Raw genomic sequence first — 26364 nt, forward strand, 5'->3', positions numbered from 1 at the left:
GTCGGATGACGGTCTCGCCAGACATGGACGAAAGCCTACACTTGCGGTGTTCCCTTGTATGAGCCGCCGGGATCTTGCCGATCCCGGCAGCGCTCCGGATCGAACAGGCAAGCGGGGAGGGCTTCGCGATGCATACCGGCTTCAAGAGTATCCTGGCGGCTGTCGCCATTGCCGCTGTCGCGGCCACGGGCATGGCGCGGGCGGACATCGTCGGCGAGAACGTCGTCTATGAGGTGAATGGCAAGCCGTTCGAGGGCTATGCCGTCCAGAATACGGGCTTTGGCGACAGCCAGCCCGCCGTCCTGCTGGTCCATGACTGGGACGGGCTCGACGATTACGAGAAACAGCGCGCCACCATGCTGGCGGCGGAAGGCTATACGGTGCTCGCCGCCGATCTCTTCGGCCAGGGCGTGCGCCCGGAGACGACGGAGGAGAAGAAGGCGCATACGAGCGCGCTCTACGGCGACCGCGCGGAAATGCGCGCGCGGATGTCGGCGGCGCTTGAGGCGCTCAAGGCGCGCGACGGGGTCGATCCCTCGCGCATTGTCGTCATGGGCTATTGCTTCGGCGGGTCCGCCGCACTGGAGCTTGCCCGCTCGGGCGCGGACATTGCCGGCGTGGCGACCTTCCATGGCGGTCTCGCAACGCCTGCCGACCAGTCCTATGCGCAAGTGAAGGGGCCGGTCCTCGTCATGCACGGATCCGCCGACACCTCCGTGCCGATGAGCGATGTGGCCGCGCTGGCCGCCGCGCTCGACAAGGACGGCATCGCGCACCGCATGGAGATCTATGGCGGCGCGCCGCACGCCTTCACCGTATGGAACGGAAGCCGCTACAATGCGGCAGCGGACGTCGCCTCCTGGCGCACCTTCCTCGACTTCCTGAACGATACGGTGCGCTGAGAAAAAAGGGTGCCCGCGGGATCGGCCCATCCTGAGGATGGGGACCGACCGCCGCAGGCACCCGGACAGGCCGGTGCTTTCAAGGGGGGCGACACCGGCCCGTTCCGTCGGCTCGAAGGACGCTCCTGGCTGGAGGGGATCAGCGGCAGAAGCGCTTGTAGCCGGAATAGGTGGTGTAGTAGCCCGTATCCGGCTCGAAGCTGCGGTACTTCGACGAGCAGTAGGCGTACCAGTCGCGCGTCCACGGCTCCGGGCTGCCATAGCGGTATGACGGCCGGGCAGGGGCGCGGCGCGGCTGGGACGTCGTGGCGGCAAGTGCGCCCAGTCCGAGGATCAGACCCGCCGCACCGAGCGCGACGCCGGCATTGTTGTCGTGATCGTGCCTGCGATGGCGATGGTGATAATAGCCGTGCCGGCGCATCTTTTTGTGGTACTTCCGCTTGTATTTGTTCTTGTACTTCCGCTTGTAATATTTCTTGTAGTACTTCTTGTGGCGGCGGTCGCCCCGCCAGCCGTCGCGGTGATCCACGGTCTGCACGAGACCTTGCCCGGCAACGGCCCCCGCAGCGCCGCCAGCAACGGCCGGGGTGAAGGCCGATCCGGCCTGCACGGTCGTGCCGAGGCTCGACAGGCCGACTGCGAGGATCGTGGCACAAGCTGTTGCTTTCAGGCGTTTGTTCATGGGGGAATCCTCCTTTGAAACCTTGGGGGCCGTCCCGGGGTGGTAATGGGGCCGGCCCACATCCCGCAGGACGTGAGGCCGGTGATCGTCGGGCTGTGGCTTAGCCGCTGGAGCCGTCCGTCTCGCTGTCCGTATTGGCCGGCGGCGGGCCCTGGCGCTTTCCCTTGCCCATGAACCCGTCGCGCGGGCGGGGCCGGTCGTCGCGGTTGAGGGCGCCGTCGTCATTGCGGTCGAAGCGTTCCGCGCGCTTCTTCGCGGGTTCGACATACTCCTCGATGGTCACCTGTGCGTCGCCATCGACGTCATAGCGCTGGAAATCGCGCACCATGCGGCGGTGCATGCGGTCGAGCCACAGCGCCTGATACTCCTCCAGGCTGAGCTGGCCGTTACCGTCGGCGTCGAATTTCTTCAGCGCGTCGGAGCGGACGGTCTCGATCTCCTCGATGGTCACGCTCTTGTCGCCATTGGCATCGTAGCGCTCCATGAAGCGCCACATATGCATGCCGCCGTGACCGTGCATGCCCTTGCGATGGGCGCGCATGCCCTTGTGGCCGTGCCGGCCGCCGCCCCACTTGCCCATGTCGCAGGACTGGCCGCCGCGGGCATGGTGATAGCCGTGATGGCCACCGCCCCAGCGCTCGTGGGCCTGGACCGCCGTGGCGGTTCCCGCAGCGGCGAGGCCGAGCAGGGCGACACCGGCAACCAGGATCTTGGATCGTTTCGTCATGGCAACACCTCATTGCGTTCAAGCGATGAGGCGAGTTCTGGCAGTCGACTGTCGCAGAAATTCGTCATGGGAACGGGTTTTTGTCGCGGATCTTGTCAGGGCATTCGGCTGAAACATTTCGTTACAATTTTGTGCGGTGAATGCCTGCGCGATGCGGCATAAGAATGGCGAAGTCCAACTGACGGGCGGATCTCGGGTATGGATGCCACGCCGCATATTCTTGTTGTCGACGATCACCGCGAAATCCGCGAGGCGCTGACGAAGTACCTCAAGCGCAACGGGATGCGGGTGAGCGCGGCCGATGGCGGCCAGGCGATGAAGGCTGCCCTGAAGACGAGCGCTGTCGATCTCGTCGTGCTCGACGTGATGATGCCGGGCGAGGACGGGCTGACGCTCTGCCGCCATCTGCGCGAGACGACCGACCTTCCCGTCATCATGTTGACCGCCATGGCGGAAGACACCGACCGCGTGGTCGGGCTGGAGATCGGCGCCGACGACTATGTCACCAAGCCGTTCAACCCACGCGAGCTCCTGGCGCGGATCCGGGCCGTGCTGCGCCGGTCGGCGGCGGCACCCAGGGCGCGCGACCGCATCGAGCCCGTGACCTACCGGTTCGACCGCTGGACCTTCGATCTCGCCCGCCAGGAGATCCAGGCCGACGACGGCATGGCGATCCCCTTGAGCACCGCGGAGTTCAAGCTGCTCCAGGCGCTCGTGGAGCGTCCCCATATGGTGCTCTCGCGCGACCAGCTCCTCGACCTGACCGCGGGCCGGTCCGCGCAGGCCTTCGACCGCTCGATCGACAATCAGGTCAGCCGCCTGCGCCGCAAGATCGAACGCGACCCCAAGGCGCCCGAGATCGTCAAGACAGTCTGGGGCGGCGGTTATGTCTTCGCCTGCGACGTGGAGGAGGTCGTGTCGTGAGCCTCGTCCCGAAAAGCCTGGCCGGGCAGCTTGTCTCCCTCCTGCTCGCCGCCCTCGTGGTCTCGCAGATCCTGACCATGGTCATGTTCTTCGGCGAGCGCGACGAGGCCGTGCGCGACGCATGGCGCGCGGAATTCGCCCAGCGCATCGCCTCCGTCGCCCGGCTGGCCGACGAGGCGCCGCCCCAGCTTGCCGAGCAGTTCGTCGCCGCCGCCAAGTCGCGCAAGCTCACCTATTCGGTCGGCGCAGCACCCGCCGGCGACGAGGCCATGACGACGACGGAGGACGACCGCGAGCTCGAAATCCTGCTGGCGGCGGCGCTCGAGCGCGACAGTATCCAGGGGATTCGCGTGGTGTCCTCTGACGAGCTGCGGAAGCCGCCCCTGCCGGAACGGCTCTACGACGCCGTCGTGGATCTCGTTCAGGGGCCGCCCAAGCCGAAGGAGGTGGACAAGGCGCCCGCCATGCTGATCGCCATTCCGCTCTCCGACGGGCGCTGGTTCAATGTCGAGCTGGACGGGCGTTCGCACGGCCCCCGCTGGGCGCTCGTGCCGCTGGCCTCCACACTACTGACGGCGCTTGCAACTCTCATCGTCGTCGCCTGGACCGTCCGGCGCATCACGCGGCCGCTGCGTAACCTTGCGGAGGCCACGGAGGGGCTCGGGCGCGGCGAGGCGCCTGTGACGCTCAGGCCGGAGGGGCCGGAGGAGCTTCGCAAGGTCGCCCTGGCGTTCAACGCCATGAGCGAGCGGCTGACGCGCTTCGTGAAGGACCGTACGCGCATGCTCGCCGCCATCAGCCACGATCTGCGCACGCCGATCACCGCGATGCGCGTGCGCGCGGAGTTCATCGACGACGAGGAGACCCGCGATCACATCATCCAGACGCTCGACGACATGAAGAACATGACCGAGGCGACCCTGTCCTTCGCCCGCGACGAGGCGAGCACGGAGGAGACGCGTGTCGTGGACCTGTCGGCGCTCGTCGGGAGCCTGGTCTCCGATCTGGAGGATCTGGGCCATGAGGTCCGCTTCCAGGATGGCGAGGCGATGCCGGTCGCCTGCCGTCCGGCAAGCATCAAGCGCGCCATTGCGAACCTTCTCGGCAATGCCGTCAGATACGGCTCGCGCGCCCATGTCAGGCTGGCGAAGACGGATCACACGGTGACCGTGACCATCGACGATGTCGGTCCGGGCATCCCGGAGGAACGGCTGAGCGAGGTCTTCGAGCCCTTTACCCGGCTCGAGGGCTCGCGCAGCCGCGAGACGGGAGGCGTCGGGCTCGGGCTCGCCATCGCGCGCTCGATCGTGCTGGCCCATGGCGGCGAGATCGTGCTGGAGAACAGAAAACAGGGAGGCTTGCGGGCCCGGGTCGTTCTGCCCTTGTGAGCGAGAGAGACGGAAACCGATGCGGACATTGATCATTGCGGTGATTCTTGCGGCAGTCGCCGGTCTGGGCGTGGCCCTGCTCGACAGCGGAACCGGGCCCGGTCCGGGGCTGTCCGACCCGGCGGCGGCCAAGGCCAACGGGGCTGCCGGCCGGCGCGCCGTCTCCGTGCGCGTGCTGGCCGCGGGCACGGAGACTTTCCGCGAGGCGGTCGAGGCCGTCGGCTCGGCGCGGGCGCGCCAGTCGGTGGAGATCGTGCCGCTGGCCGCCGGGCGGGTGGAGGAGATTCTCTTCGAGGCCGGCGACCATGTGGAGGCCGGGCAGGTTCTGGTCCGTCTCGACGACCGCCAGCAGCGCGCATCGCTGGCAGAGGCGAGGGCGTCGCTCACCGAAGCGAAGAGCGCCTATGAGCGCACGAAAAGCCTGATCGAGAAGAAGGTCGCGACCCAGTCCGCGCTCGACCAGGCTGAGGCGACGCTCGCGCGCTCCGAGGCCGCGCTGGAGCGCGCGCAGAGCAATCTGGAGGACCGGTCCGTGCGCGCGCCCTTCGCCGGCGTGGTCGGCCTGCGCCAGATCGAGGTCGGGTCGTGGATCGACACCGACCGGACCATCGCCACCCTGGACGACCTCGACACGATCGAGGTCGAGTTCGCGGTGCCGGAAATCTTCCTGCCGCGCGTCGCAGCCGGTCAGGAGGTCGTCGCGCGCTCGTCCGCCTTTCCCGGCCGCAGCTTTATCGGCGAGATCACGGCCATAGACAGCCGGGTGAGCCCTGAATCGCGCGCCTTCACCGTGCGCGCCTCAATTCCCAACGAGCACCATGTGCTGAGGGCCGGCATGTTCCTCGGCATCGATCTCGTTCTCGGCGAGCGCCACTCCGTCGCGGTGCCGGAAGAGACGCTGCTGACGTCGGGAAGCGAGACCTTCCTCTACCTCCTGGAGGGGGCGGAGGCGGAGAAGCGCACCGTCACCCTCGGCCAGCGGCGCGACGGCATGGTGGAGGTCGTCGACGGGCTCGCCCCCGGTGCGACCGTCATCTCGAGCGGCCTCCAGACGCTGACCAACGGGGCGCCGGTGCGGGTCCTCGAAGGCGGCGGCGAAGATATGCCGACCGCGTCCTCCGGGGGAGGGGCGGGCTGATGACCCTTTCGGAGCTGTGCATCCGCCGCCCGGTTTTCTCCATCGTCCTGAGCCTGCTCATCATCGTGTTCGGGGCGGCCGCGCTGTCGAACCTGCCGGTGCGCGAGCTGCCCGACGTCGATTCGCCCGTCGTCACGGTGCGCACCGACTATGTGGGCGCGGCGCCGGAGGTGATGGACACACAGGTGACCGCCATCGTCGAGGGCGCGGTCGCCGGCATTTCGGGCATTCGCAGCATCACGTCGGAAAGCGAGCGCGGGGCGGCACGCACCGTGATCGAGTTCCAGGCCTCGCGCGATATCGACGATGCCGCGAACGACGTGCGCGCCGCCGTCGCCCGTGTCGTGGGCCAGCTTCCAGAGGAGGCGGAGGATCCGCGTGTCACCAAGAACGACAGCGACGCCTGGCCGGTCATGCGCGTGACCATGACGTCGGACCGGATGGCGCCGCCGGAGCTCACCGACTATGCGGACCGCTTCGTGGTCGACCGGCTGGCCGCCGTCGACGGCGTGGCCGACGTCAACATCTATGGCGAGCGCACCTATGCCGTCAGGGTATGGCTCGACCGGCGGGCCATGGCGGGCCGCGGGGTCGCGGTGAGCGAGGTGGCCGACGCACTCGACGCCAACAATGTGGAGCTCCCGGCCGGCGAGATCGAGACCCGGACGCGCCGCTTTCAGGTGCGCACCAATACGCGCCTGTCGACGCCGGAGGCCTTCTCGCGCATCGTCGTGAAGACCGTGGACGGCTACCCGATCCGTATCGGAGACATCGCCCGCGTCGAGCTCGGCGTGGAGAACGACGATACCATCGTGCGGGGCGACGGGCAGGGCGCCATCGTGCTCGGCGTGCTGCGGCAGTCGCAGGCCAACACCATCGACATCTCCGACACCATACGCGCCGAGATCGACGCGATTCGACCCACCTTGCCGGACGGCATGACCATCTCGGTGGGCAGCGACGACGCCATATTCATCCGCAGCTCGATCGCGGAGGTGCTGAAGACGCTGGCCATCGCCATCGTGCTCGTGGTCGCGGTGATCTATGCGTTCCTCGCCTCCGCGCGCTCCACGCTCGTGCCGGCGATCACCATTCCCATCGCCCTGATCGGAGCGTGCGCGGGGATCGCGCTCTTCGGCTACTCGATCAATATCCTCACCCTGTTCGCGCTGGTGCTCGCCATCGGCATCGTGGTCGACGACGCCATCGTGGTGCTCGAGAACATCCAGCGCCGCATCGAGCTCGGCGAGAGCCCGCTCGTCGCCAGCGTTCGCGGATCCAAGCAGGTGACCTTCGCCGTCATCGCGACGTCGCTCACGCTGATCGCCGTCTTCACGCCGATCTCCTTCCTCGGCGGCACGGTGGGGCGGCTGTTCTCCGAATTCGGCATCGTGCTCGCTGTCGCCGTCATCGTGTCCACCTTCGTCGCCCTCTCGCTGTGCCCGGTCCTGTGCGCGAACATCCTGCCGCCGGCGCGCGAGCGCGGACGGCTTGAGGCCGCGGTCGACCGGGCGATCAAGGCGTTGAACAACGGTTACAGGGCGGCGCTCCGCGTGGCGCTCGCCCGCCCGGCGACCGTGGTGGCCGTCGCGCTCTCCGTCGCCGCCGTCGCGGGCGTCCTCTATGAGAGGCTGCCGAAGGAGCTGACCCCGCGCGAGGATCGCGGCGTGTTCTTCATCGCCGTTACCGGCCCGCAAGGGGCGAGCAAGACCTATACGGACGCCGCCACCCGCAAGGTGGAGGACACGCTGCAGCCGCTGGTCGATGCGGGCGAGGTGACCTCCACCATCTCCATCGTCGGGCGCGGGAACGAGCCGCGCACCGCGACCGTCGTCGTGCGCCTCGCGCCGTGGGAGGATCGCGACCGGGACCAGCAGGAGATCACGCGCGGACTGATCTCGCAGCTCGGGCAGATCACCGATGTGCGCGCCTTCCCGATTTCGCCGGCGGGGCTCGGCCTGCGCGGCAACCGCAATCCGCTGCGCGTCGTGGTGGGTGGTCCGGATTTCGAGAGCGTGAAGCTCTGGAGCGAGGCGCTTCTCGAACGTGCCCGCGCCAATCCAGGCCTTGAGAATGTCGAGATCGACTATGAGGAGACCCAGCCCGAATTCCGCCTCGATATCGACCGGGACCGCGCGCGCGACCTCGGCATCGAGATCGGCACCATCGCCCAGACGCTGCAGGGCATGTTCGCCTCGCGCGAGGTGACGACCTATATCGACCGCGGCCGGGAATATCCCGTCATCATCCAGGCGGCGGAGGAGGGGCGGGAGACGCCCGCCGACCTGATGGGCGTCTTCGTGCCGACGGGAAGCGGCGAGCTCGTGCCCCTGTCGGGTTTCGTGAGCGTCAGCGAGACGGCCTCCTCGCCGAGCCTCGGGCGCTATGACCGGCTGCCCTCGATCACGCTGTCGGCCTCGCTTGCCGACGGCTACGACCTCGGCTCGGCCATCGCCGAAATCCGGCAGGCGGCGGACGATCTGTTGCCGCCCTCCGCGCGGCTCAGCTTCTCCGGCCAGTCGAAGGAATATCTGGAGACGTCGTCGGGCGCGAATCTGACCTTCATGCTGGCGATCCTGATCATCTTCCTGGTGCTTGCCGCCCAGTTCGAGAGCTTCATCCACCCGGTGGTGATCCTGTTGTCGGTGCCGCTCGCGGTTACCGGCGCGCTCGCATCGATCTGGCTCACCGGCGGCGCGCTCAGCGTCTACAGCCAGGTCGGACTGGTGCTGCTCGTCGGGCTCATGGCGAAGAACGGCATCCTGATCGTGGAGTTCGCCAACCAGCTTCGCGACGAGGGGTACGCGCTCCACGAGGCCATTCTGGAGGCCTCCGTCGTGCGCCTGCGCCCCATCCTGATGACGGTGCTGTCGACGCTGCTCGGCGCCGTGCCGCTGGCTCTGGCAACGGGCGCGGGCGCGGAGAGCCGCCAGGCCATCGGCATCGTCATCATCGGCGGCTTCGGGATGGCGTCGTTCCTGACGCTGTTTCTCACGCCGGTGCTCTACGAGCTTCTCGCGCGCTACACCAGGCCCCGTAGCGCCATCGAGAAGCGCCTGTCGACCGAGCTCGACGGCACCGCGGCGCGCCGGGAAGGGGAGGCATGATCCATCGCCAGGCCCTGTCATGTCGTCATGCCCGGCAATGACGGACAAGGACATGACACGGCTGGTGAATTCAAGGCTCCGTCCGGTCAGTCGTCATTGGCGGCGCTGAGATCGTCGGGCGCGATATAGTCCGATGCGGGCTTCATGCGGACGCCGGGCGTGGCGCCGTCGAGGAATTCCACGCCCGCCGCCACGAAAGCATCGCGGATGGCGGCGGCGATGCGGTCGCCCGGCCGGGGTTCGCCACGCTCGAAGGCGCGCACGTCATCGGGATTAAGCCCCGCGGCCGTGGCGAGCCGGTCCTGCGACCAGTCGAGCAGGCCACGCGCGGCCCGGCATTGTGCAGCGACGATCATGGGCCAGAGCCTACCACTGACCGCCATCCGGCGACCAGACGGTTGCGTCGGGTTACTGCTTCACCTTGAACCGTTCGACCGCGACCCGTCCGCGCTTGCCGGTCTTCAGCCTGAGATCGACCGACGCCGGCCCCGTCACCTCCTTGCCGTCGGCGACGATATCGCAGGCGATGAAGGGGGGCGTCGCGACGGTCTCGCAACACAGGCACGACGTGTAGTCCTCGTTGCACAGGCACGTCTCGCCCTGCGGTCCGATGCGCGACTTGATGGCCTCCGGCGGCTCCTGGGCGAGGGCGGCCGGGGCGGCCAGCATGGCGGTCGCTGCGATCAGGGTGGTCATGAGGGATGTGGCAGACATGGGCTGTCCTTCCTCCACAGATGCCCCACTCCCGTCGAGAGACGGTCCCACATCGCCACAGCCGGCCTGAACGCGCCCTGAATACGCCGTTCAGTCGCGCCGGCTGCCGCGTGGCGCGGGCCGTCCGTATCCGTCTGTCCGGGGTCTGGAATGATGGTGTCGCTACTGCGGAAGTGGTGAGCCCGCTCGGATTCGAACCGAGGACCTACTGATTAAAAGTCAGTTGCTCTACCGGCTGAGCTACGGGCCCGCTATTCGGGAAGGCGTTGATCTTCAACCATCTCTCGGGAAGCCGGTCAAGCGTCAAACGGATTTTCCGACAGCTTCCCCGTCAGCCGTTCATTCTGACAACTCGTCCCCACCCGGCTCTCGGCATTGGACAGCTCGTTTCGTCCTCGCAGTCCCTTGCATAACGAAACTCGGCTTGGGCATAGTGGACGCGAGCGGCTTCGGTGCAGAGTCTCTATCGTTGTTGCAAGATACAGAGAGCCATAAGGATTTCGGAATCTCTCGACGTTATGTCCCGCTGAGGCTGTCGCACCGCGGCTTGTCGCGAATATATGAAAAGTTTGGAAGCGGCCCTTCATGTTCAGTCATGTGACCGTCGGAGTGAGCGACCTCGACCGTGCCACCCGGTTCTATGACGCGCTCCTCATCCCCCTTGGCCTGAAACGTCGCACTGTGACCCCAGATGGCGGGCCGCCTTCGATGTGCTGGATTGGGCAAGGGAGGTCCTTGCCGCGCTTCTACGCCTACGTTCCCTTTGATGGCGAACCTGCGAGCACAGGCAATGGAAGCATGGTTGCATTCCTGGCTCAGTCTGCTGAGGCTGTGTCCGAGGCGTATCTTGCGGGCATGGCAGAAGGTGGCACGGATGAAGGTGAGCCCGGCCCAAGACCCCGCTATGGCGATGGGTATTTTGGAGCTTATCTGCGCGATCCGGATGGCAACAAAATTCACGTCGTTTACAGAGGCGACGTTGCCGACGGCTCCTAGGCGATGCCCTCATCGACGTGCAGCCAGATCGGCCTGATTTCGAGTCAAGTTCCGAAAGGAGTTGGCGATGGCCCGTCTTGGTATGAGCGATGCGGGACGGTGTGCGATCCAGCCGCACCAAGATCAAGAATTTCAGGGCCATAGCCACACGACACGAGAAGCCCCGCAACACCCGTTCGACGACGGTGAGCGCGATGTCGCGCGCCTCGGCCTGTGCCATGCCACGTGGCGCCCTCGGAACATGCGGCCGGGTGTATGGTTTCCCGTCGGATTTTCTGTAACATTTTCGTAAAATCCCCTGGATCTTGGCATTCCGATCTCTGATTCTTCACACTATTCCCGTCAGGGGTGGAGATGGGGAGGCATTGTTGATAGGGTTGTTTCGATTGTTCGCGGGGAAGACGAGGCGGGGGCAGGAAATGCGATTTGTATACAGGGGCTATAGTCGAGACCCGGGCGGTATGATTGTCGCATTAGTGTCCTATAACTTGGCGGCTCAGAACGGTGCGCCGCCCGCCACCGCAACGATATCCTTCCAGTCCTGATCGGACATGGGTGCCGGCTTCATCGGCGGGGGCTCGTCGGCCATGCCACGCCGCCCCGTAATCTCTCTTCCAGACACGAAGGACGCAGCGCTGTGACGCAGACAAGCGAGCAACCGAAATCGTGGCGCGATTCCCTGGCGCTTATCGACCGGCCGACGTTTCTCGGCGCAATAGCCCTGCTCCTCGCGGCCACGCTGCCGCTGGCCTTCTGGCCGGCCGAAGGGGCCATGTGGGTCGGCGTGGCCCGCGCCTTCATGGTGGACAAGATCGGCGCGGCCTATCTGCTTCTCGGATTGGGCGCCTTCTTCTTCATGGTGTTCATCATCTTCAGCAAGATCGGCCAGATCAAGCTGGGCGATCCCGACGAGGCCCCCGAGTTCCCGACCGGGTCCTGGGCGGCCATGCTGTTTTGCGGCGGCATCGGCGCCAGCATCCTCTATTGGGGCGTGATCGAGTGGGCTTATTACTATGTCGCCCCGCCCTTCGGGCTGGAGCCCGGCAGCCGGCCGGCGATCCAGTGGGCGGCGGCCTACGGAATGTTCCACTGGGGCCTGATCGCCTGGTCCATCTATCTGATCCCCGCGCTGCCGATCGCCTATTTCTACTATGTCCGGAAGCGGCCCGCGCTGAAGATCTCCATTGCCGTGATGCCCGTCATCGGCCAGAGGGCGGCGGAAGGCTGGCCGGGCAAGGTCGTCGACATCCTCTTCATCTTCGGGCTTCTGGGCGGGGCGGCCACGACGCTCGGCCTCGCCGCGCCGCTCATCACGCGGGGCATGAACATCCTGTTCGGCACGCCGGTGTCGATCGTGACGCAGATCGCCGCCCTGCTGATCTGCACCGTCATCTTCGCGCTGTCGTCCTATGCGGGGCTCGGACGCGGCCTGAAGCTGCTCAGTAACATCAATCTCTGGCTCGCGGTCGGCTTCCTCGCCTTCGTGCTCGTCGTCGGCCCGACGGTGTTCCTTCTGGAGACGGGCCTGTCGTCGCTCGGCCGCATGCTGTCGAACTTCTTCACCATGGCGACCTACACGGAGTCGTTCGGCGGCTGGGGCGGCTTCGGCGACAGCCATTTCCCGCAGGACTGGACGATCTTCTACTGGGCCTGGTGGCTGGTCTTCGCGCCCAGCATGGGGCTGTTCATCGCGCGGATCTCGCGCGGCCGCACGATCGGCCAGATGGTGGCGGGATCGATCTTCTTCGGCTCCGTCGGCTGCTTCCTCTTCTTCATCATCCTCGGCAATTACGGGCTCTGGCTCCAGATCAACGACGTGCTCGACGTCGTCTCGCTGCTCGATGCGGACGGCCCCTTCGTGGCGATCTTCGCGGTCCTCGACACCCTGCCGCTGACCTGGCTGGTCGTCTTCGCCTTCACGGTGCTCGCCATCCTGTTCACGGCCACGAGCTTCGACTCGATCTCCTATATTCTCGCCTCGGTGGTGCAGAACGACGTGTCGGAGGAGCCCATGGCCTGGAACCGCCTGTTCTGGGCACTGGCCCTGACGTTCCTGCCGGCCGTTCTACTCATTGTCGGAGGGCTCAACACGCTCCAGACCGCGGCGATCGTCGGCGGCGTACCCCTGCTCGTGATCACCGCGATGCTGTGCGTCTCCACGATCCGCGTCGCGCAGATCGACCTGCGCCAGCAGCCCGACTACACCGATCCGATCATCAATATCGAGGACATCCCCCGTATCGATCCCTGGTCGCCGGAAGGCGCGGCCCTCAGCCGCTTCGACAAGCGGCGCGCGGAGGCGAGCGCGGCGGCCACCCGGGAGAAGGAGGCGCTGGACGCGCTCACCACCTACAAGCACATGCTTCGCCGCCGCTATGGCCCGTTCGGGGCCTATCGGCCGAATGCGCCCCAGGCGAATACGGAGGAGCTGAAGCGGCTCGAGGAGCTCGAGGCGGCCTATACAGAGGCATCGGCGCACAAGGCGAAGGCGACGCAGGCCGCCCAGGAGGCGCGTTCGGAGTTCGACCGCCTCGTGGCGTCCGGGCCGGTGCATCATCGTCAGGCAACGTCGCAACCGGCCCCGGCGCCAGGCGCGGGGCAATGACGGCAAGTCTTGTCGGGTGTCGGCAGGCGGCGCCCGCCCGGGCGCTCAGGTGGCGCGGCAGCAGGGTGCACCGGCCGCGCGGCCGGCAACGGCCCGGCAGGCAGACGCCCGCGGCGACCGGAAAGGCAGGTTCGGACGGGGTCAGTCCGTGTCCTGCGGCGTGCCCACGACCACGTCGGTCACTCGCATGCGGCACAGTCGCGTCTCGAGGGGCTGGGCCTCCGCTTCCATGCCGATCCAGCGCAGCTTGCGGATCTGTCCGACCAGCTCGCTGGATGTTTCCTCTTCGGCGCGGGCGCCGGGCGTTTCCTGGGAGGCATGCTTCATGCTCATCGTTGCAGTCCTGTCAGCTTCGCTGTGACCTCTGTGCTGCCAGATCGGCAGCCTATTGGGATTCACTGGTTCCTCCAACGGTATGTTGTAACTCCATTATCGGAGAAATGGTTAAACTTTCGGGAAATTCCGTGAATTGATTGGGGCAGGGGTATTCAGCGGCAGCGATCACTGTGCGGCGAGGGCCAGCGGCTGGCCGGTGAAGACGGTGGGCGAGCAGCCGATCTCGCGGGCGCGCAGCTCGCCGCAGGTCAGATCGGCGGCGATGCGCGTCCTGAACGGCCCGATCACGATCCGGTAGCCGGCCGCGCTCTCGCCGGTCACGGCAAGGTGCGGACGGTAGTTGTCGAGCATGTCCCCGGCGCGCGCGGCGAGAGTTTGCCAGAGCGCCGTGGCGGCGGCCGGGCTGTCGACGGTCGCAAGGGCAAGGCCGAAGCTGTCCCTGCGGACCTCGCGCTCCGCGTCCGGCGCCAGGATCGCCGGCGGTGCGACGGGCGCGGGCAGTCCGCCATCGCTCTCGGCCCCCGGCGGGGTGGGAACCGGTGCGGTGCTGGCGGCCCGGTCCTCCAGCGCGGCGATCCGGTCGGACATCTGGGAGTTGATCGCCCGCTCATGGGCAAGGCGCGCCCTGAGGGTCATGGTGCGCTCGCCCGACGACCAGGCGGCGAACTCCGCGGCGAGGTCGTTGAAGGCGAGCCCGGCCAGCACCGTGCAGACCGCCACGGCGGCGAAGGTCGCCTGAACGATGCGCCAGCGCGATCCCGCCGGGGCGCCGGGTCCGGCGTCGCGGTCCGGCCGGTCGCGGTCCGGTGTCTCGTCGTCGGGGTGGTCCATCGGTGCCGCTGCCCGCGCTCGTGGCTCCTCCTGCCTGGTGGCTGGAGCTATACAACCATGAGTGTGCTGGCAAGACAATTTCGTCGTTGTCGGCGTTTCGCCCTTGCCACGGCGCCGGGACGGTGGCTCAGTCAGGGCATGTTCGACGGCAAACCCCGCCTGCGGCGTTGTGCGAGGCCGCGCGTTCCAGTATGGCTTCGGTCATGACACAGACGGACCTGATCATCCTCGCGGCCGGCAAGGGCACGCGCATGAAGTCGGAGCGCGCCAAGGTGCTCCATCCCGTCGCCGGCTGGCCGCTGCTCGCCCATGTGCTGGCCGCCGCGGGCGCGCTCGGGGCGCGGCGCACATCGGTCGTGGTCGGCCCCGGAATGGACGAAGCCGGGGCGGTCGCGCGCCGCTGGTGCGAGGAGGCGGCGGTCGCCGTGCAGACGGAGCGGCTCGGGACCGCCCATGCCGTGGGCGTGGCGCTGGAGACGCTTCCGGAGGCGCCCGGCGCGGTCCTGGTGCTCTATGGCGACACCCCGCTGATCGCGCCGGAGACGCTGAAGCGTCTGGAAACCGCCATCGCGGAGGGCGCGGGCGTCGCCGTTCTGGCCTTCCGTGCCGGAGACCCGACGGGCTATGGCCGGATGATCCGGGACAGCGAGGGCGCCCTCGTCGCGATCCGCGAGGAGGCCGACGCGACGGAGACGGAACGCGCCGTCGACCTGTGCAATTCCGGCGTGATGGCCTTCGACGCGGAGACCCTCAGGCGGCTCCTGCCGCTCATCGGCAACGACAACGCCAAGGGCGAGTACTATCTCACCGACATGGTCATGCAGGCGGTGTCCGTCGGCGTCCCGGTCGCGCTGGTCGAATGCGCCGAGGAGGAGGTTCTCGGCATCAACACCCGCGCCGAGCTCGCCCGCGCGGAACGGATCATGCAGGACAGGCTGAGGGCCGCCGCCATGGCGGGCGGCGCCACGCTCGTCGCGCCGGAGACGGTCTTCCTGTGCCGCGATACGCGTATCGGCACGGATGTGCTCGTCGAGCCCCATGTGGTGTTCGGGCCGGGCGTCGCCGTGGGCAATGGCGCGACCGTCAGGGCGTTCTGCCATATCGAGGCGGCGGAGATCGGCGAGGGCGCGGTCGTCGGCCCCTTCGCGCGGCTGAGGCCGGGCGCGGAGATCGGCGGGGGCGCCCATGTCGGCAACTTCGTTGAGGTGAAGAACACCCGGCTCGGCGAGGGCGCGAAGGCCAACCATCTCGCCTATCTCGGCGATGCCGATATCGGGGCGCGTGCCAATATCGGGGCCGGAACCATCACCTGCAACTATGACGGCGTGGCCAAGCACCGCACTGTCGTCGGCGCGGATGCCTTTGTGGGCTCCAACAGCTCGCTCGTCGCCCCGGTGACGGTCGGCGAGGGGCCTATGTCGGCTCCGGCAGCGTCATCAGCGGCGATGTCGCGCCGGGGGCGCTGGCGCTGGGGCGGGCGCGGCAGGTGGAGAAGCCCGGGCGGGCCGCGGAGATCAAGGCCCGCGCCCTGAAGGGAAAAGAGACTGCCGGAGAGTGAGGGGAACAGGACGTCATGTGCGGAATTGTCGGTATTCTCGGCGTGGAGCCGGTTGCGGACCGGCTTCTCGATGCGCTGAAGCGGCTCGAATATCGCGGCTACGATTCCGCCGGGATCGCGACCTTGGAGGATGGTGAGATCGCACGGCTGCGTGCGGCCGGCAAGCTCGTCAACCTCGAGGAGAGGCTCAAGGCGCACCCGCTGCCGGGCATCGCCGGCATCGGCCATACGCGCTGGGCGACCCACGGCGCGCCGACGGAGGGCAACGCCCACCCGCATGTGACCGACCGCGTGGCCATCGTCCATAACGGCATCATCGAGAACTACCGCGAGCTCAAGGAGGAGCTGGTCGCCGACGGGGTGCATTTCGCCACGGAGACCGACACGGAGATCGTCGCCCATCTCGTCTCCCGCGAGCTCCATCGCGGCGCGGCCCCGGTCGAGGCGGTCTCGCGCGTCCTGAAGCGGCTGGAGGGCGCCTTCGCGCTGGCGATCCTGTTCAAGGGCGAGGACGATCTCATGGTGGGCGCGCGCCGCGGCACGCCGCTGGCCGTCGGACACGGCGAGGGGGAGGCCTATCTCGGTTCCGATTCCATCGCGCTCGCCCCCTTCACCAACCGCGTGACGTTCCTCGAGGACGGCGACTGGGTCGTGCTGACGCGCGAGGGCGCGACGGTCTATGACGAGCACGACCGGCCCGTCGAGCGCGAGGTCCGCTTCACGCAGACCTCCGCGCTGCTGGCGGAGAAGGGCAATTATCGCCATTTCATGGCCAAGGAGATCGCCGAGCAGCCGGAGGTCATCGGGCACACGCTCGCCGAATATCTCGATCTCGGCGCCGGCCGCGTGGTCCTGCCCGACGAATGGACGGTCGATTTCTCCACACTCGACCGGATAACCATCACCGCCTGCGGCACGGCCTATTATGCCGCCTTCGCCGCGAAATACTGGTTCGAGCGGCTGGCGCGGCTGCCCGTGGATGTCGATATCGCCTCGGAGTTCCGCTACCGCGAGGCGCCGCTCGCGGCGGGCGGGCTGTCCATGACGATCTCGCAGTCGGGCGAGACGCTCGATACGCTCGCCGCGTTGCGCTACTGCAAGTCCTGCGACCAGCGCATCGCCGCCATCGTCAACGTTCCCGAATCCACCATAGCGCGCGAGAGCGACTTCGTTTTGAGGACCTATGCGGGTGCGGAGGTCGGGGTCGCCTCGACCAAGGCCTTCACCTGCCAGCTTTCCGTGCTGGCCTGCCTTGCGCTTGCCGCGGCGCGGGCGCGTGGCACCCTGCCGCCGGAGGAGGAGGCGCGCCTGGTGCGCGCGCTGGTGGAGGTGCCGCGCCATCTGGCCGACATGCTGCGCCACGAGGATGCGATAGCCCGGATCGCGCGGCGGATTGCGACGGCGCGCGACGTCCTGTTCCTCGGCCGCGGGATCAACTTTCCGATCGCGCTGGAGGGCGCGCTCAAGCTCAAGGAGATCTCCTATATCCATGCGGAGGGCTATGCCGCCGGCGAGCTCAAGCATGGCCCCATCGCCCTGATCGACGAGGACGTGCCGGTCATCGTGATCGCGCCGCGCGACGAGCTGTTCGAGAAGACCGTGTCGAACATGGAGGAGGTCGCCGCGCGCGGCGGCAAGATCGTGCTCATCACCGACGATGGCGGCATCCGGACCAACGGGGAGGGGCCTTCGACACGATCTCGGTGCCGCGCGCCGATCCGTTCATCAATCCCCTGATCTATGCCCTGCCGGTCCAGCTCCTCGCCTATCACGCCGCCGTCTTCCGCGGCACGGATGTGGACCAGCCGCGCAATCTCGCCAAGTCGGTGACGGTGGAATAGGACACCGCCCTGCCGGGGATCGCGACGGTCCCGTCGCTTTAGCGATCGCTTAACCGTGTCCGTGCCATTCTCGCCAGCATGATGATCGGGCGAGTGGTTAGTATATCTGTGTCGGCGATGGCCCTGGCGTTGTGCGTGGCCTCGCCGGTTCGTGCGGAGGGGACGGCGCCGGCGGCGACGCCCGGGGCCTCGACCGCGGTGCTCATCGAGGCGCGCGATGCCTTCAGGGACGGGCGGCGCGACAAGGCGATGGACGCCTTCACCTCTCTAGTGGAGTCGAAAGACGCATCCGCCGGGACGCGGGCGAAAGCCTATCTCGGGCGGGCCTATGGCTATCAGCGGACAGGCCAGTACAAGGCGGCGGTTGAGGACTACACCGCGGCGTTGGAACTCGACAGTCTCGACGACGAGACGAAGGCTGTCGCGCTCTACAATCGCGGGCTTGCCCATCGCAAGATGCGCAATGCCACGGCGGCGGTGGAGGATTTCACCAATGCGCTCTTTATCAAGGGCGATTTCGCCCATGCCTATATGAGCCGCGGCCTCCTGATGCGCGAGACCGGGCGGCCGCTCTATGCGTTGAGCGACTTCGAGAAGGCGATCAAGAACGGCTACCAGCAGCAATATGCGGTGCTCTATGCGGAAGGTCTTGCCTATGAGGACCTCGACCGGATGAAGGAGGCTCAGGCCGCCTATGCCCGCTCGCTGATGGTGAAGCCGGACTTCGCCAAGGCCCGCACGCGGCTGGCCGACATTGTCGGGGTGGACCCCTCCGAGCTCGCCGTGGCTCAGGAGGAAGACGGAACGGCGAAGACCGTGACCCAGGGCGTCGCGAGGGCTGGAACCTCCTCGACCCCGTCCGCGGGCGACGCCATCCGCACAGGCAGCGTCACCACCTCCGATGGGGCAAAGGAGACCCTGCCCGACGCGGTCCGTCCGACGCAGGCCATGGTGGCCGGAGCCGGCACGACGCCGGATGCCCGCAAGACCGCCAGCGCCGCCGACACGACCGCCTCCGGACGCCGCGCGGGCGTCGCCGTGCCGTCGGCTCCGGATGCCGACACGGCCGGGCGCAAGCCGGTGAAGGTTGCGAGCCTCAATGCCGGCGACGGCGTCGCCGCGGCCTCGCCGGAGAAGATCGAGGGCTGGCTGGTCCAGCTTTCCGCCCAGCGCAAGGAACCGGCCGCCTGGGACGTCTGGAACAAGTTCGAGCAGCGCCATGCCGGCATTGTGAGCCGCTACAAGCCGGTCGTGATGCGTGCCGATCTCGGCACGAAGGGCGTCTATTACCGGCTGCGGCTGGCCGGCTTCGACACGAAGTCCGATGCGGCTTCCGTGTGCTCCCGCCTGAAGGCTGGCGGCGCGCCCTGCTTCGTCACCAAGGCGGAGTGATCTTCGGGGGCTGTCCCGTCTGGCAAGTCGCGTACGATGCCGAAAAGCACCCGCTTTTCGGCATCGTGCTCTGGCGTTCGGACCTTGCTCATCCCATCTATCCCTGTAGCGCATAGGCCGCTTTGCGCCTATGATACCGCTATGCGGGCATGCCTGCCGCAGGACGTGCGAGGCATGACCGGCCCGGGATGAGCAAGTAGGAACAGGCACGCAAACGACCATGGGCATTCCGGACAGCACAAGCCGCTCGACGCAAGCGATGGAAGGCGCGGCGCCGGCGTGATCGGGCGGCTGCGAACCTATTTCCTGACCGGGGTGGTGGTCGCCGCTCCGATTGGCATCACCATCTGGCTGACCTGGTGGTTCGTCTCCCTGTTCGACACCTGGATCAAGCCGTTCGTTCCGGCGAAGTACAATCCGGATACCTATCTTCCGGTTCCCATTCCGGGCTTCGGCCTCGTGGTGGCGCTCATCGTCATCACGCTCATCGGCGCGCTGGCCGCCAACCTGTTCGGCCGCACCATCATCTCCTACTGGGAGCACTTCCTGAACCGCATGCCGGTGGTGCGCAATGTCTACAAGGCGCTCAAGCAGATCTTCCAGACGGCCCTGTCGCAGAGCCAGTCGAGCTTCCGGCAGGTCGGCGTCATCCAGTATCCGCGCAAGGGGCTCTATGCCCTCGTCTTCATCTCCCGCGACGCCCATGGGGAGATCGTCGACAGGTCGGCGGATGGCGAGTTGGTGAGCGTGTTCCTGCCCACCACGCCGAACCCCACATCCGGCTTCCTGCTGTTCGTGCCGAAACGCGACATAGCCGTCCTCGATATGTCGGTGGAGGATGCGGCCAAGCTCATCATTTCCGCCGGGCTCGTGCTCCCCGACGAGCATGCCGGCGACGCGCCCGCGCCGGAGCAGGTGCCGGCCCTGACCGAGGAACAGGTGCGCCGCCTCACCGAGGACGGCAGCTCAAAGGACGCGGCGGAGTAGCCCGGCCTGCGGCCTTCGCTCGTCGGGTTGTGCTTGCATGTGGCCGGACGGCGCTATAACGGAAGACCTGAAATCCGGCGGGACAATGGGCCGGGGAGGACACAGATGCTGCCGAACGACCTGCCGTCGCTCAATTTCGACCTCGGCGACACGTGCGATCTCCTGCGCGATACGGTGCGCTCCTTTACGGCCGACGAGATCGCGCCGATTGCCGATGAGATCGACCGGTCGAACGACTTTCCCCGCGAACTCTGGCCGAAGCTCGGCGCGCTCGGCCTTCTCGGCATCACCGTCGAGGAGGAGTATGGCGGCTCGGGCATGGGCTATATCGAGCACTGCGTGGCGATGGAGGAGGTGTCGCGCGGCTCCGCCGCGGTCGGCCTGTCCTACGGCGCCCATTCCAATCTCTGCGTCAACCAGATCCGGCGCAACGGGACGGAGGAGCAGAAGCGGCGCTATCTGCCGGGTCTCGTTTCCGGCGAGCATCTGGGCGCGCTGGCCATGTCGGAGCCCGGTGCGGGCTCCGATGTCGTCTCCATGCGGCTCAGGGCCGAGCGCAAGGGCGACCGCTATGTGCTCAACGGCACGAAATTCTGGATCACCAACGGCCCGGGCGGCGATGTGGTCGTGGTCTATGCCAAGACCGATCCGGATGCCGGCGCGCGCGGCATCACCGCCTTCATCGTGGAGAAGGGGTTCAAGGGCTTCTCCGTCGCCCAGAAGCTCGACAAGCTCGGCATGCGCGGCTCCGATACCGGCGAGCTGGTCTTCGAGGACTGCGAGGTTCCCGAGGAGAATGTTCTCGGTGTGCCCGGCAAGGGCGTGAACGTGCTCATGTCGGGCCTCGACTACGAGCGCGTCGTGCTTGCGGCCGGTCCGCTCGGTATCATGCAGGCCTGCATGGACGTGGTGGTGCCCTATGTCCACGAGCGCGAGCAGTTCGGCCAGCCCATCGGCACCTTCCAGCTCATGCAGGGCAAGCTTGCCGACATGTATACCCGCATGAACGCGGCCAAGGCCTATATCTACGCCGTCGCGCGGGCCTGCGACCGCGGCGAGACCACGCGCAAGGATGCTGCCGGCGCGATCCTCTACGCCGCCGAGACGGCGACCTGGATGGCGCTCGAGGCGATCCAGATCCTCGGCGGCAACGGCTATATCAACGACTATCCGACCGGACGACTCCTGCGCGACGCCAAGCTCTACGAGATCGGCGCCGGGACGTCGGAGATCCGGCGCATGCTGATCGGGCGGGAACTGTTCGAGGAAACCGCCTAACCAGCCATTTTTCCAGAATGTGACAAAAAGTTAACTGGAACCGGGCGGGAAGAGGGCGCATCTCTTCCGAGCGCACCCCGTTTCTTTCCTCCGGCCGCCCGGCTCGATTGGACCGTCAATGCTGCTCGACATCCGCACCATTCTCCTCCTGATGACGGCGGCGTGGGCCCTGGCGGCGGCGGTTCTGTTCTTCCTCTGGCGGCAGGACAGGTCGAACCGGGTCTATCCGGTGTGGAGCGGCAGTTTCGCGCTGGGAGCCGCCGGCCTCGCCATGGTGGGACTGCGCGAACAGATCGACGCTTTCCTGTCGATCGATATCGCCAATGCGCTGATCCTCGCCGGAGCTGGCCTCCTGTGGTCGGGGGTGCGGCGGTTCGATGGGCGCGGCGCGGCTCTCGCGACCGTGCTGGCGCCGACCGCCGTCTGGCTGCTTCTTCTGCGCATTCCCGCCATCCATGGGTCGACGCCCACGCGCTATGTCCTCATGTCCGCGCTCACGGCCTTCATCTGCCTGGGTATGGCCTACGAGCTGCGCCGCAAGCGCGACGAGTGGACGGGGTCGCGTCGGGCTCTGACCTTTCTGGCCGCGATCTTCGGCGGCGTCTTTTTCCTGCGCGGCGTACTGTCCGCGTTCCTGCCGGTTCCCGGCACTTTCAACGAGCCGACGGGCCTGTGGTTCGGGCTGATCTCCATGACGCCGCTTCTCGCGCTGGTCGCAGGCGTCATGTTCGGCGTGGGATTCGTGCGCGAGCGCCGGGAGCGCGAGCTGTCGCAGCTTGCGACCCTGGACGAGCTGACCGGCACGCTCAACCGGCGCGGCTTCTTCGACAGTGCGGCAAGGCAGATGGCGGCGGCGCGGCGTGGACGCCTCGACGTCGCGCTTCTTCTGTTCGACCTGGACCGCTTCAAGCGGATCAATGACGAGTTCGGTCACGGGGCGGGCGACCTGGTGTTGCGGGTCTTCGCGAATGTCGCGATGAGCGAGCTGCGCAGGGACGATGTTTTCGGGCGGATCGGCGGCGAGGAGTTCGCCGCCCTCCTGACGAGCGCCGACGAGGCGCAGGCCGGCCTGGTCGCCGAGCGGATCCGTCAGGCACTCAACAGCAAGGCGATCATCTATGGCGAAAGCCGCCTGTCGCCCACCGTCAGCACGGGCGTCGTCTCCAGGCAGGCGGGCCAGACGGATCTCGCAAGCCTTATCGCGACCGCAGACGCGGCGCTCTACAGGGCAAAGGATTCCGGCCGCGACAGGGTCTGCAATACCATTCAGCTGGCGAGTTGAGAGACCGGCACGCCCATGGCCCGCGCGATCGCCGTCGCGATGTCGTGGACGGGAAGACCCGTCGCGTTCGCGATGGCCCCGCGATAGGGCGAGAGATTGGTGCATTCCAGAACGAGAGCCACCGGGCGCGGCGTCTGCCGGGCGAGCGCGAGCGCCGCGGCAACGGCCTCCCGCCGGGCTTCGACCTCGTCGAGACGGTCCAGATCCTCGCGGATCGCGCGGTAGAGCGTGCCGGTCCGGTCGAGGCCGGCGACGGCGAGGGGGTTGTGCCTCTCGAGCGCCATGTGTTCCAGCGCGTCCGCATCGAAGGTGACGACGCCGATCACGGCATCCGGTCCGTATTGCGCGCGCAGGGCGGGCAGCAGGGTCAGGGCGGACGCCACGACCGGCCGCCCCGATTCGTGCGCGAGCCGCTCCTGGAGCGGCAACAGGAAGCCGCAGGAGGTGGAGATGTGGGTCGCGCCCCGGGCGACAAGCGCATGCGCGCCGTCGACAAAGGCGTCGGCGATTGCGGCGGGCAGGGGATGGGCATCCGCCGTCGCGATGCGGGCGACGGTCGCGGACGGCACGCGGTGATAGCTGACCGGGCAGGCGAAACTCGCGGGATTGCCGATATCGCCGCGAAGGCGCGGAAAGCGCGTATCGAGCATCAGCACGCCGAGATGTGGCGTGGCATCGTCCCGGTTCCGGCCGGTCTCCGGCATCGTCAAACGCGGCTCAGAAGGCGCGGAAGGTGATGATCGTGTAGGTGTCCCGGATCCCCGGGACCGGATGCAGCTTCTCGTTGACGAAATGGCCGATATCGGTGCCCTCCTCGACATAGAACTTCACCAGCAGATCGTAGTCCCCCGCCGTGGAGTAGACCTCCGATGCGATCTCGGCGTCGACAATCTCCGTGGCGACGTCATAGGCGCGCCCGAGCTCGCATTTGATCTGGACGAAGAACGGCTTCATGTCGCGGCCCTTTCAAGCAGTGCGTTTCGGTGCACACATGAATTTCAGGCTTCGTCTGTCCGGTCAAGATCGCCGCACCGCCGACACGCCGGAAGGGGCCGCAACCGGGACGCGAATGGCTTTACAAACGTCCGAGCGCTCGCCACTATCGGCACCAGTCTGGCTGGCCCCGGGGGGCTGGCCCGGGGCTTATCTGGGAGGACAGAAGCATGTCGGGTAGATTGAAACGCGCAGCCATCGCATCGGCTGCGCTCCTTGCTCTCGCCGCAGCATCGCCGTCCGCGATGGCGGATGTGAAGATCGGGTTCCTCGGCGGGTTCACCGGCCCCATCGAGGGGCTGACGCCGCCGATCCTCAAGGGCGCGGAGCTCGCGGTCGCGAATGTCAACGACCAGGGCGGCATCCTGGACGGCGAGAAGATCGAGATGCCGAGCGGCGACACGACCTGCACCGATGCGACCGCCGCGTCGAACGCCGCCGACCGCATGGTCAATTCCGAGCAGGTGACCGCCATTGTCGGCGCGCTGTGCTCCGGCGCGACGATCTCGTCTGCGAACAATGCCGGAATTCCGGGCGGCGTCGTGATGGTCTCGCCGGCCTCGACCTCGCCAGCGGTGACGAACCTGAAGGACAATGATCTTGTCTTCCGCACCACGCCGTCGGACGCCTATCAGGGCGAGGCGATGGCCAAGCTCCTGCGCAAGAAGGGCGTGGACGAGATCGCCATCACCTATGTGAACAACGACTATGGCAAGGGCTTTGCCGACGCGCTCGACACCGCCTTCACGGAGGCCGGCGGCACGGTGACGGCCAAGGAGGCTCACGAGGAGGGCAAGGCCGACTATCGCGCCGAGCTCGGCTCGCTGGCCGCCAGCGGTGCGCCCATGCTGGCCGTCCTCGCCTATGAGAGCGGCTCCGGCCAGACCATCGTGCGCCAGGCGATCGAGAGCGGCGACTTCACCGACTTCATCGGCGGCGACGGCATGGTCGGCGAGAATCTGATCTCCGCGGTGGGCGCGGGCAACCTGGAAGGCATGATCGCGACGCGCGCCGGCAAGCCGGAAATTCCGGGCGCCGACGTGTTCGCCAAGCTTGCCGAGAAGGCCGGGGTGGATCCGAGCGCGACCTATGCGCCGCAGGCCTACGACGCCGCCTTCCTGCTCGCCCTTGCGGTGGAGAAGAACGGCTCGGCGGATCGCGAGGGCCTCAACAAGGCGCTGCGCGAGGTGGCGAGCGCGCCCGGCGAGGTGATCCTTCCCGGCGAATGGGAGAAGGCCAAAAAGCTCATCGCCGAGGGCAAGGACATCAATTACGAAGGCGCCGGCGGCCCGCTCGACTTCGACCAGAACGGCGACGTGCCGGGCGTCATCGTCGAGCTCGTGGTGAAGGACGGCAAGTTCGTCGAGGTCGGCCGGATCGACTAGCTCCTGCCGGTTCGACGTTTCGCAAGATCAAGGCCCGGGTGTCTCAGGCGCCCGGGCTTTTCGTATCCGGCTGAGCCTAATCCACGTGCTTGACCGGCTCCGGCATCAGCCCGCGCGGCGCGTACCGCAGGACGAGGGTGATGGTGAGCCCGATGATGAACACGCGCATCTGCAGCGCGCGGCTGTCGAGATCGGCGGGCGGCTGCCAGCCGAACCAGTCGCGGCCATATTGCTCCATAAGGTGGAAGGCGAAGAGGGTCGCCGGTTCCGACATGGTCCAGACGATATAGATGAGCAGCGCCCCGAAGATCGCGCCGAGATTGTTGCCGGCGCCGCCCAGAATGACCATCACCCAGACAAGGAAGGTGTGGTTGAGCGGTACGAAGCCGGAGGGGTCGAAGATCCGCACGAAGGTAATCAGCGCGGCCCCGCCGATCCCCATCAGGATGCAGCCGAGGACGAAGATCTCCAGCCGCCGCCGGTTCACGTCCTTGCCCATGGATCCCGCCGCCGTCTCGTTGTCGCGGATGGCCCGCATCATGCGGCCCCAGGGGGCGTGATAGGCGCGCTGGAGCAGGATGTAGATCGCAACGATCAGGACCGCGGTCACCGCCAGATAGGTCGCGCGCGAGCCCACGAAGCCGATCTCGGCGGGGGCGGGCACCGGCCAGGGCAGGGGCGAGACGGTGAGGGTGCCGCGTGTCAGCCAGTCGGCATTCTTGAGCAGCGCCTTGATGATCTCCGCGATGCCGAGCGTGGCGATCGCGAGATAGTCGCTCCTGAGTCCCAGGCAGATGCGGCCGATGAAATAGCCGACGAGGCCGGCCACCGCGCCGCCCGCGATCCAGCCGATCCCGACCGGCAGACCGAGCCCGCCAACGAAGCCCGCCGTGCTCTCGATCTCCGCAGCGACCGGGGTCAGCGCGTTCATGAAGACGAGATAGGCGATGGCGAGCACGATGACGGTCACCGCCGTGCGCAGGCCCCGCGATACGCCGAGCCGGTGGAGCCTGCTCGCGGCGAAGACGAGCGCGGCACCCGCCAGCGCGATCAGCAGGACCCGGCCGAGCCCCGCCGGTGCCGACGAGTTCCAGAAGTCCTGGTTGACGGGGAAGGACATCAGCATGGTCATCGCCCCGCCGAGCGCGACGAAGCCCATGATGCCGGCATTGAAGAGCCCCGCATAGCCCCACTGGATGGTGAGGCCGAGCGCCAGAATGGCATAGCAGGTCGCCTCGACCACCATGCGCAGCGTATAGGCCGGGCCCATCATGGCATAGACGCCGAGGGCGACGAGC

At 67.2% G+C, this 26364-nt stretch carries 21 protein-coding genes, 1 tRNA gene and 2 pseudogenes; 14 read left to right on the top strand and 10 right to left on the bottom strand.

Annotation, left to right across the window (positions count from 1 at the left end; genetic code table 11):
- The first annotated feature begins 128 nt into the window (after positions 1-128).
- Entirely contained in the window at positions 129-902 is a 774-nt protein-coding gene (locus HW532_RS00890; RefSeq protein WP_213162639.1) for a dienelactone hydrolase family protein, read from the top strand.
- A 139-nt stretch (positions 903-1041) separates the two neighbouring features.
- On the opposite strand, the gene HW532_RS21975 is transcribed toward HW532_RS00890, so the two are convergent.
- Both HW532_RS21975 and HW532_RS00900 read right to left on the bottom strand, forming a co-directional pair.
- Complete coding sequence (locus HW532_RS21975; RefSeq protein ID WP_246479410.1) at positions 1042-1584, bottom strand: BA14K family protein; 543 nt, start codon at positions 1582-1584, stop codon at positions 1042-1044.
- A 100-nt stretch (positions 1585-1684) separates the two neighbouring features.
- Positions 1685-2311, bottom strand: a complete 627-nt coding sequence (locus tag HW532_RS00900; protein ID WP_213162640.1) for an EF-hand domain-containing protein — start codon at positions 2309-2311, stop codon at positions 1685-1687.
- Positions 2312-2509: 198 nt separating this feature from the next.
- Between HW532_RS00900 and HW532_RS00905 the strand changes: the two genes are divergently transcribed.
- The 4 genes from HW532_RS00905 to HW532_RS00920 are packed head-to-tail and all read left to right on the top strand — an operon-like array spanning position 2510 to position 8868.
- Entirely contained in the window at positions 2510-3235 is a 726-nt protein-coding gene (locus HW532_RS00905) for a response regulator (protein ID WP_213162641.1), read from the top strand.
- A complete protein-coding gene (locus tag HW532_RS00910; protein ID WP_213162642.1) occupies positions 3232-4623 on the top strand; it encodes an ATP-binding protein in 1392 nt (463 codons plus the stop codon). Before HW532_RS00905 ends, HW532_RS00910 begins: the two co-directional genes overlap by 4 nt.
- 19 nt (positions 4624-4642) lie before the next feature.
- A complete protein-coding gene (locus HW532_RS00915) occupies positions 4643-5761 on the top strand; it encodes an efflux RND transporter periplasmic adaptor subunit (protein WP_213162643.1) in 1119 nt (372 codons plus the stop codon).
- Complete coding sequence (locus HW532_RS00920; protein WP_213162644.1) at positions 5761-8868, top strand: efflux RND transporter permease subunit; 3108 nt, start codon at positions 5761-5763, stop codon at positions 8866-8868. Before HW532_RS00915 ends, HW532_RS00920 begins: the two co-directional genes overlap by 1 nt.
- An 86-nt stretch (positions 8869-8954) precedes the next feature.
- Here the strand turns inward: HW532_RS00920 and HW532_RS00925 are convergent, their stop codons facing one another.
- The 3 genes from HW532_RS00925 to HW532_RS00935 all read right to left on the bottom strand — a co-directional run bounded on the left by HW532_RS00925 (position 8955) and on the right by HW532_RS00935 (position 9832).
- On the bottom strand, positions 8955-9224 hold the full coding sequence (locus HW532_RS00925; RefSeq protein WP_213162645.1) for a helix-turn-helix domain-containing protein: 270 nt from the start codon (positions 9222-9224) through the stop codon (positions 8955-8957).
- A gap of 52 nt (positions 9225-9276) precedes the next feature.
- Entirely contained in the window at positions 9277-9582 is a 306-nt protein-coding gene (locus tag HW532_RS00930; protein WP_213162646.1) for a hypothetical protein, read from the bottom strand.
- A 174-nt stretch (positions 9583-9756) separates the two neighbouring features.
- Positions 9757-9832: transfer RNA gene (locus HW532_RS00935), tRNA-Lys, on the bottom strand.
- Positions 9833-10167: 335 nt separating this feature from the next.
- Here HW532_RS00935 and HW532_RS00940 point away from each other — a divergent pair.
- Together HW532_RS00940 and HW532_RS00945 are read left to right on the top strand one after the other, a co-directional pair.
- A complete protein-coding gene (locus HW532_RS00940; protein ID WP_213162647.1) occupies positions 10168-10578 on the top strand; it encodes a VOC family protein in 411 nt (136 codons plus the stop codon).
- Between the two features lie 637 nt (positions 10579-11215).
- Positions 11216-13183: a BCCT family transporter gene (locus HW532_RS00945; RefSeq protein ID WP_246479418.1), complete on the top strand. Its 1968-nt coding sequence runs from the start codon at positions 11216-11218 to the stop codon at positions 13181-13183.
- Between the two features lie 141 nt (positions 13184-13324).
- Here HW532_RS00945 and HW532_RS00950 read toward each other — a convergent pair whose 3' ends face one another.
- The gene (locus tag HW532_RS00950; RefSeq protein ID WP_213162648.1) at positions 13325-13516 is read right to left on the bottom strand and encodes a hypothetical protein; all 192 of its coding nucleotides are present in this window, start codon (positions 13514-13516) and stop codon (positions 13325-13327) included.
- Between the two features lie 168 nt (positions 13517-13684).
- Positions 13685-14350: an SPOR domain-containing protein gene (locus HW532_RS00955; protein WP_213162649.1), complete on the bottom strand. Its 666-nt coding sequence runs from the start codon at positions 14348-14350 to the stop codon at positions 13685-13687.
- A 203-nt stretch (positions 14351-14553) separates the two neighbouring features.
- Between HW532_RS00955 and glmU the strand changes: the two are divergent.
- From glmU to HW532_RS00985, 6 genes and pseudogenes are all read left to right on the top strand, one after another.
- Positions 14554-15908 (top strand): annotated as a pseudogene (gene glmU / locus HW532_RS00960) (bifunctional UDP-N-acetylglucosamine diphosphorylase/glucosamine-1-phosphate N-acetyltransferase GlmU).
- 15 nt (positions 15909-15923) lie between these two features.
- Positions 15924-17749, top strand: a pseudogene (gene glmS, locus HW532_RS00965) (glutamine--fructose-6-phosphate transaminase (isomerizing)).
- A gap of 93 nt (positions 17750-17842) precedes the next feature.
- On the top strand, positions 17843-19141 hold the full coding sequence (locus tag HW532_RS00970) for an SPOR domain-containing protein (protein WP_213162650.1): 1299 nt from the start codon (positions 17843-17845) through the stop codon (positions 19139-19141).
- Positions 19142-19420: 279 nt separating this feature from the next.
- Positions 19421-20128 carry a DUF502 domain-containing protein gene (locus tag HW532_RS00975; protein ID WP_343068640.1) on the top strand — a complete coding sequence of 236 codons (708 nt, stop codon included), beginning with the start codon at positions 19421-19423 and terminating at the stop codon, positions 20126-20128.
- 105 nt (positions 20129-20233) lie between these two features.
- Positions 20234-21406: an isovaleryl-CoA dehydrogenase gene (locus HW532_RS00980; protein WP_213162651.1), complete on the top strand. Its 1173-nt coding sequence runs from the start codon at positions 20234-20236 to the stop codon at positions 21404-21406.
- Positions 21407-21524: 118 nt separating this feature from the next.
- Positions 21525-22688 carry a GGDEF domain-containing protein gene (locus HW532_RS00985; RefSeq protein ID WP_213162652.1) on the top strand — a complete coding sequence of 388 codons (1164 nt, stop codon included), beginning with the start codon at positions 21525-21527 and terminating at the stop codon, positions 22686-22688.
- On the opposite strand, the gene HW532_RS00990 is transcribed toward HW532_RS00985, so the two are convergent.
- Both HW532_RS00990 and HW532_RS00995 read right to left on the bottom strand, forming a co-directional pair.
- The gene (locus HW532_RS00990; RefSeq protein ID WP_213162653.1) at positions 22673-23392 is read right to left on the bottom strand and encodes an aspartate/glutamate racemase family protein; all 720 of its coding nucleotides are present in this window, start codon (positions 23390-23392) and stop codon (positions 22673-22675) included. The two genes, HW532_RS00985 and HW532_RS00990, sit on opposite strands and share 16 nt — an antisense overlap.
- 13 nt (positions 23393-23405) lie before the next feature.
- Complete coding sequence (locus HW532_RS00995; RefSeq protein WP_213162654.1) at positions 23406-23642, bottom strand: Lrp/AsnC ligand binding domain-containing protein; 237 nt, start codon at positions 23640-23642, stop codon at positions 23406-23408.
- Between the two features lie 209 nt (positions 23643-23851).
- Between HW532_RS00995 and HW532_RS01000 the strand changes: the two genes are divergently transcribed.
- Complete coding sequence (locus HW532_RS01000) at positions 23852-25066, top strand: ABC transporter substrate-binding protein (protein WP_213162655.1); 1215 nt, start codon at positions 23852-23854, stop codon at positions 25064-25066.
- Between the two features lie 76 nt (positions 25067-25142).
- On the opposite strand, the gene HW532_RS01005 is transcribed toward HW532_RS01000, so the two are convergent.
- Positions 25143-26339 (bottom strand): branched-chain amino acid ABC transporter permease, encoded by a 1197-nt coding sequence (locus HW532_RS01005; RefSeq protein WP_425491943.1) that lies wholly within the window; start codon positions 26337-26339, stop codon positions 25143-25145.
- Positions 26340-26364: the final 25 nt, after the last annotated feature.

The organism is Kaustia mangrovi, from assembly GCF_015482775.1.
Classification (GTDB): domain Bacteria; phylum Pseudomonadota; class Alphaproteobacteria; order Rhizobiales; family Im1; genus Kaustia; species Kaustia mangrovi.

Excerpts from the sequence above, each read along its gene's own strand:
- HW532_RS00925 (WP_213162645.1), bottom strand. The coding sequence starts at position 9,224 with ATGATCGTCGCTGCACAATGCCGGGCCGCGCGTGGCCTGCTCGACTGG.
- HW532_RS00920 (WP_213162644.1), top strand. The coding sequence starts at position 5,761 with ATGACCCTTTCGGAGCTGTGCATCCGCCGCCCGGTTTTCTCCATCGTC.
- HW532_RS00940 (WP_213162647.1), top strand. The coding sequence starts at position 10,168 with ATGTTCAGTCATGTGACCGTCGGAGTGAGCGACCTCGACCGTGCCACC.
- HW532_RS21975 (WP_246479410.1), bottom strand. The coding sequence starts at position 1,584 with ATGAACAAACGCCTGAAAGCAACAGCTTGTGCCACGATCCTCGCAGTC.
- HW532_RS00930 (WP_213162646.1), bottom strand. The coding sequence starts at position 9,582 with ATGTCTGCCACATCCCTCATGACCACCCTGATCGCAGCGACCGCCATG.
- HW532_RS00890 (WP_213162639.1), top strand. The coding sequence starts at position 129 with ATGCATACCGGCTTCAAGAGTATCCTGGCGGCTGTCGCCATTGCCGCT.
- HW532_RS00915 (WP_213162643.1), top strand. The coding sequence starts at position 4,643 with ATGCGGACATTGATCATTGCGGTGATTCTTGCGGCAGTCGCCGGTCTG.
- HW532_RS00985 (WP_213162652.1), top strand. The coding sequence starts at position 21,525 with ATGCTGCTCGACATCCGCACCATTCTCCTCCTGATGACGGCGGCGTGG.
- HW532_RS00990 (WP_213162653.1), bottom strand. The coding sequence starts at position 23,392 with ATGCCGGAGACCGGCCGGAACCGGGACGATGCCACGCCACATCTCGGC.
- HW532_RS00955 (WP_213162649.1), bottom strand. The coding sequence starts at position 14,350 with ATGGACCACCCCGACGACGAGACACCGGACCGCGACCGGCCGGACCGC.
- HW532_RS01000 (WP_213162655.1), top strand. The coding sequence starts at position 23,852 with ATGTCGGGTAGATTGAAACGCGCAGCCATCGCATCGGCTGCGCTCCTT.
- HW532_RS00900 (WP_213162640.1), bottom strand. The coding sequence starts at position 2,311 with ATGACGAAACGATCCAAGATCCTGGTTGCCGGTGTCGCCCTGCTCGGC.
- HW532_RS00995 (WP_213162654.1), bottom strand. The coding sequence starts at position 23,642 with ATGAAGCCGTTCTTCGTCCAGATCAAATGCGAGCTCGGGCGCGCCTAT.
- HW532_RS00980 (WP_213162651.1), top strand. The coding sequence starts at position 20,234 with ATGCTGCCGAACGACCTGCCGTCGCTCAATTTCGACCTCGGCGACACG.
- HW532_RS00905 (WP_213162641.1), top strand. The coding sequence starts at position 2,510 with ATGGATGCCACGCCGCATATTCTTGTTGTCGACGATCACCGCGAAATC.
- HW532_RS00950 (WP_213162648.1), bottom strand. The coding sequence starts at position 13,516 with ATGAGCATGAAGCATGCCTCCCAGGAAACGCCCGGCGCCCGCGCCGAA.
- HW532_RS01005 (WP_425491943.1), bottom strand. The coding sequence starts at position 26,339 with ATGATGGGCCCGGCCTATACGCTGCGCATGGTGGTCGAGGCGACCTGC.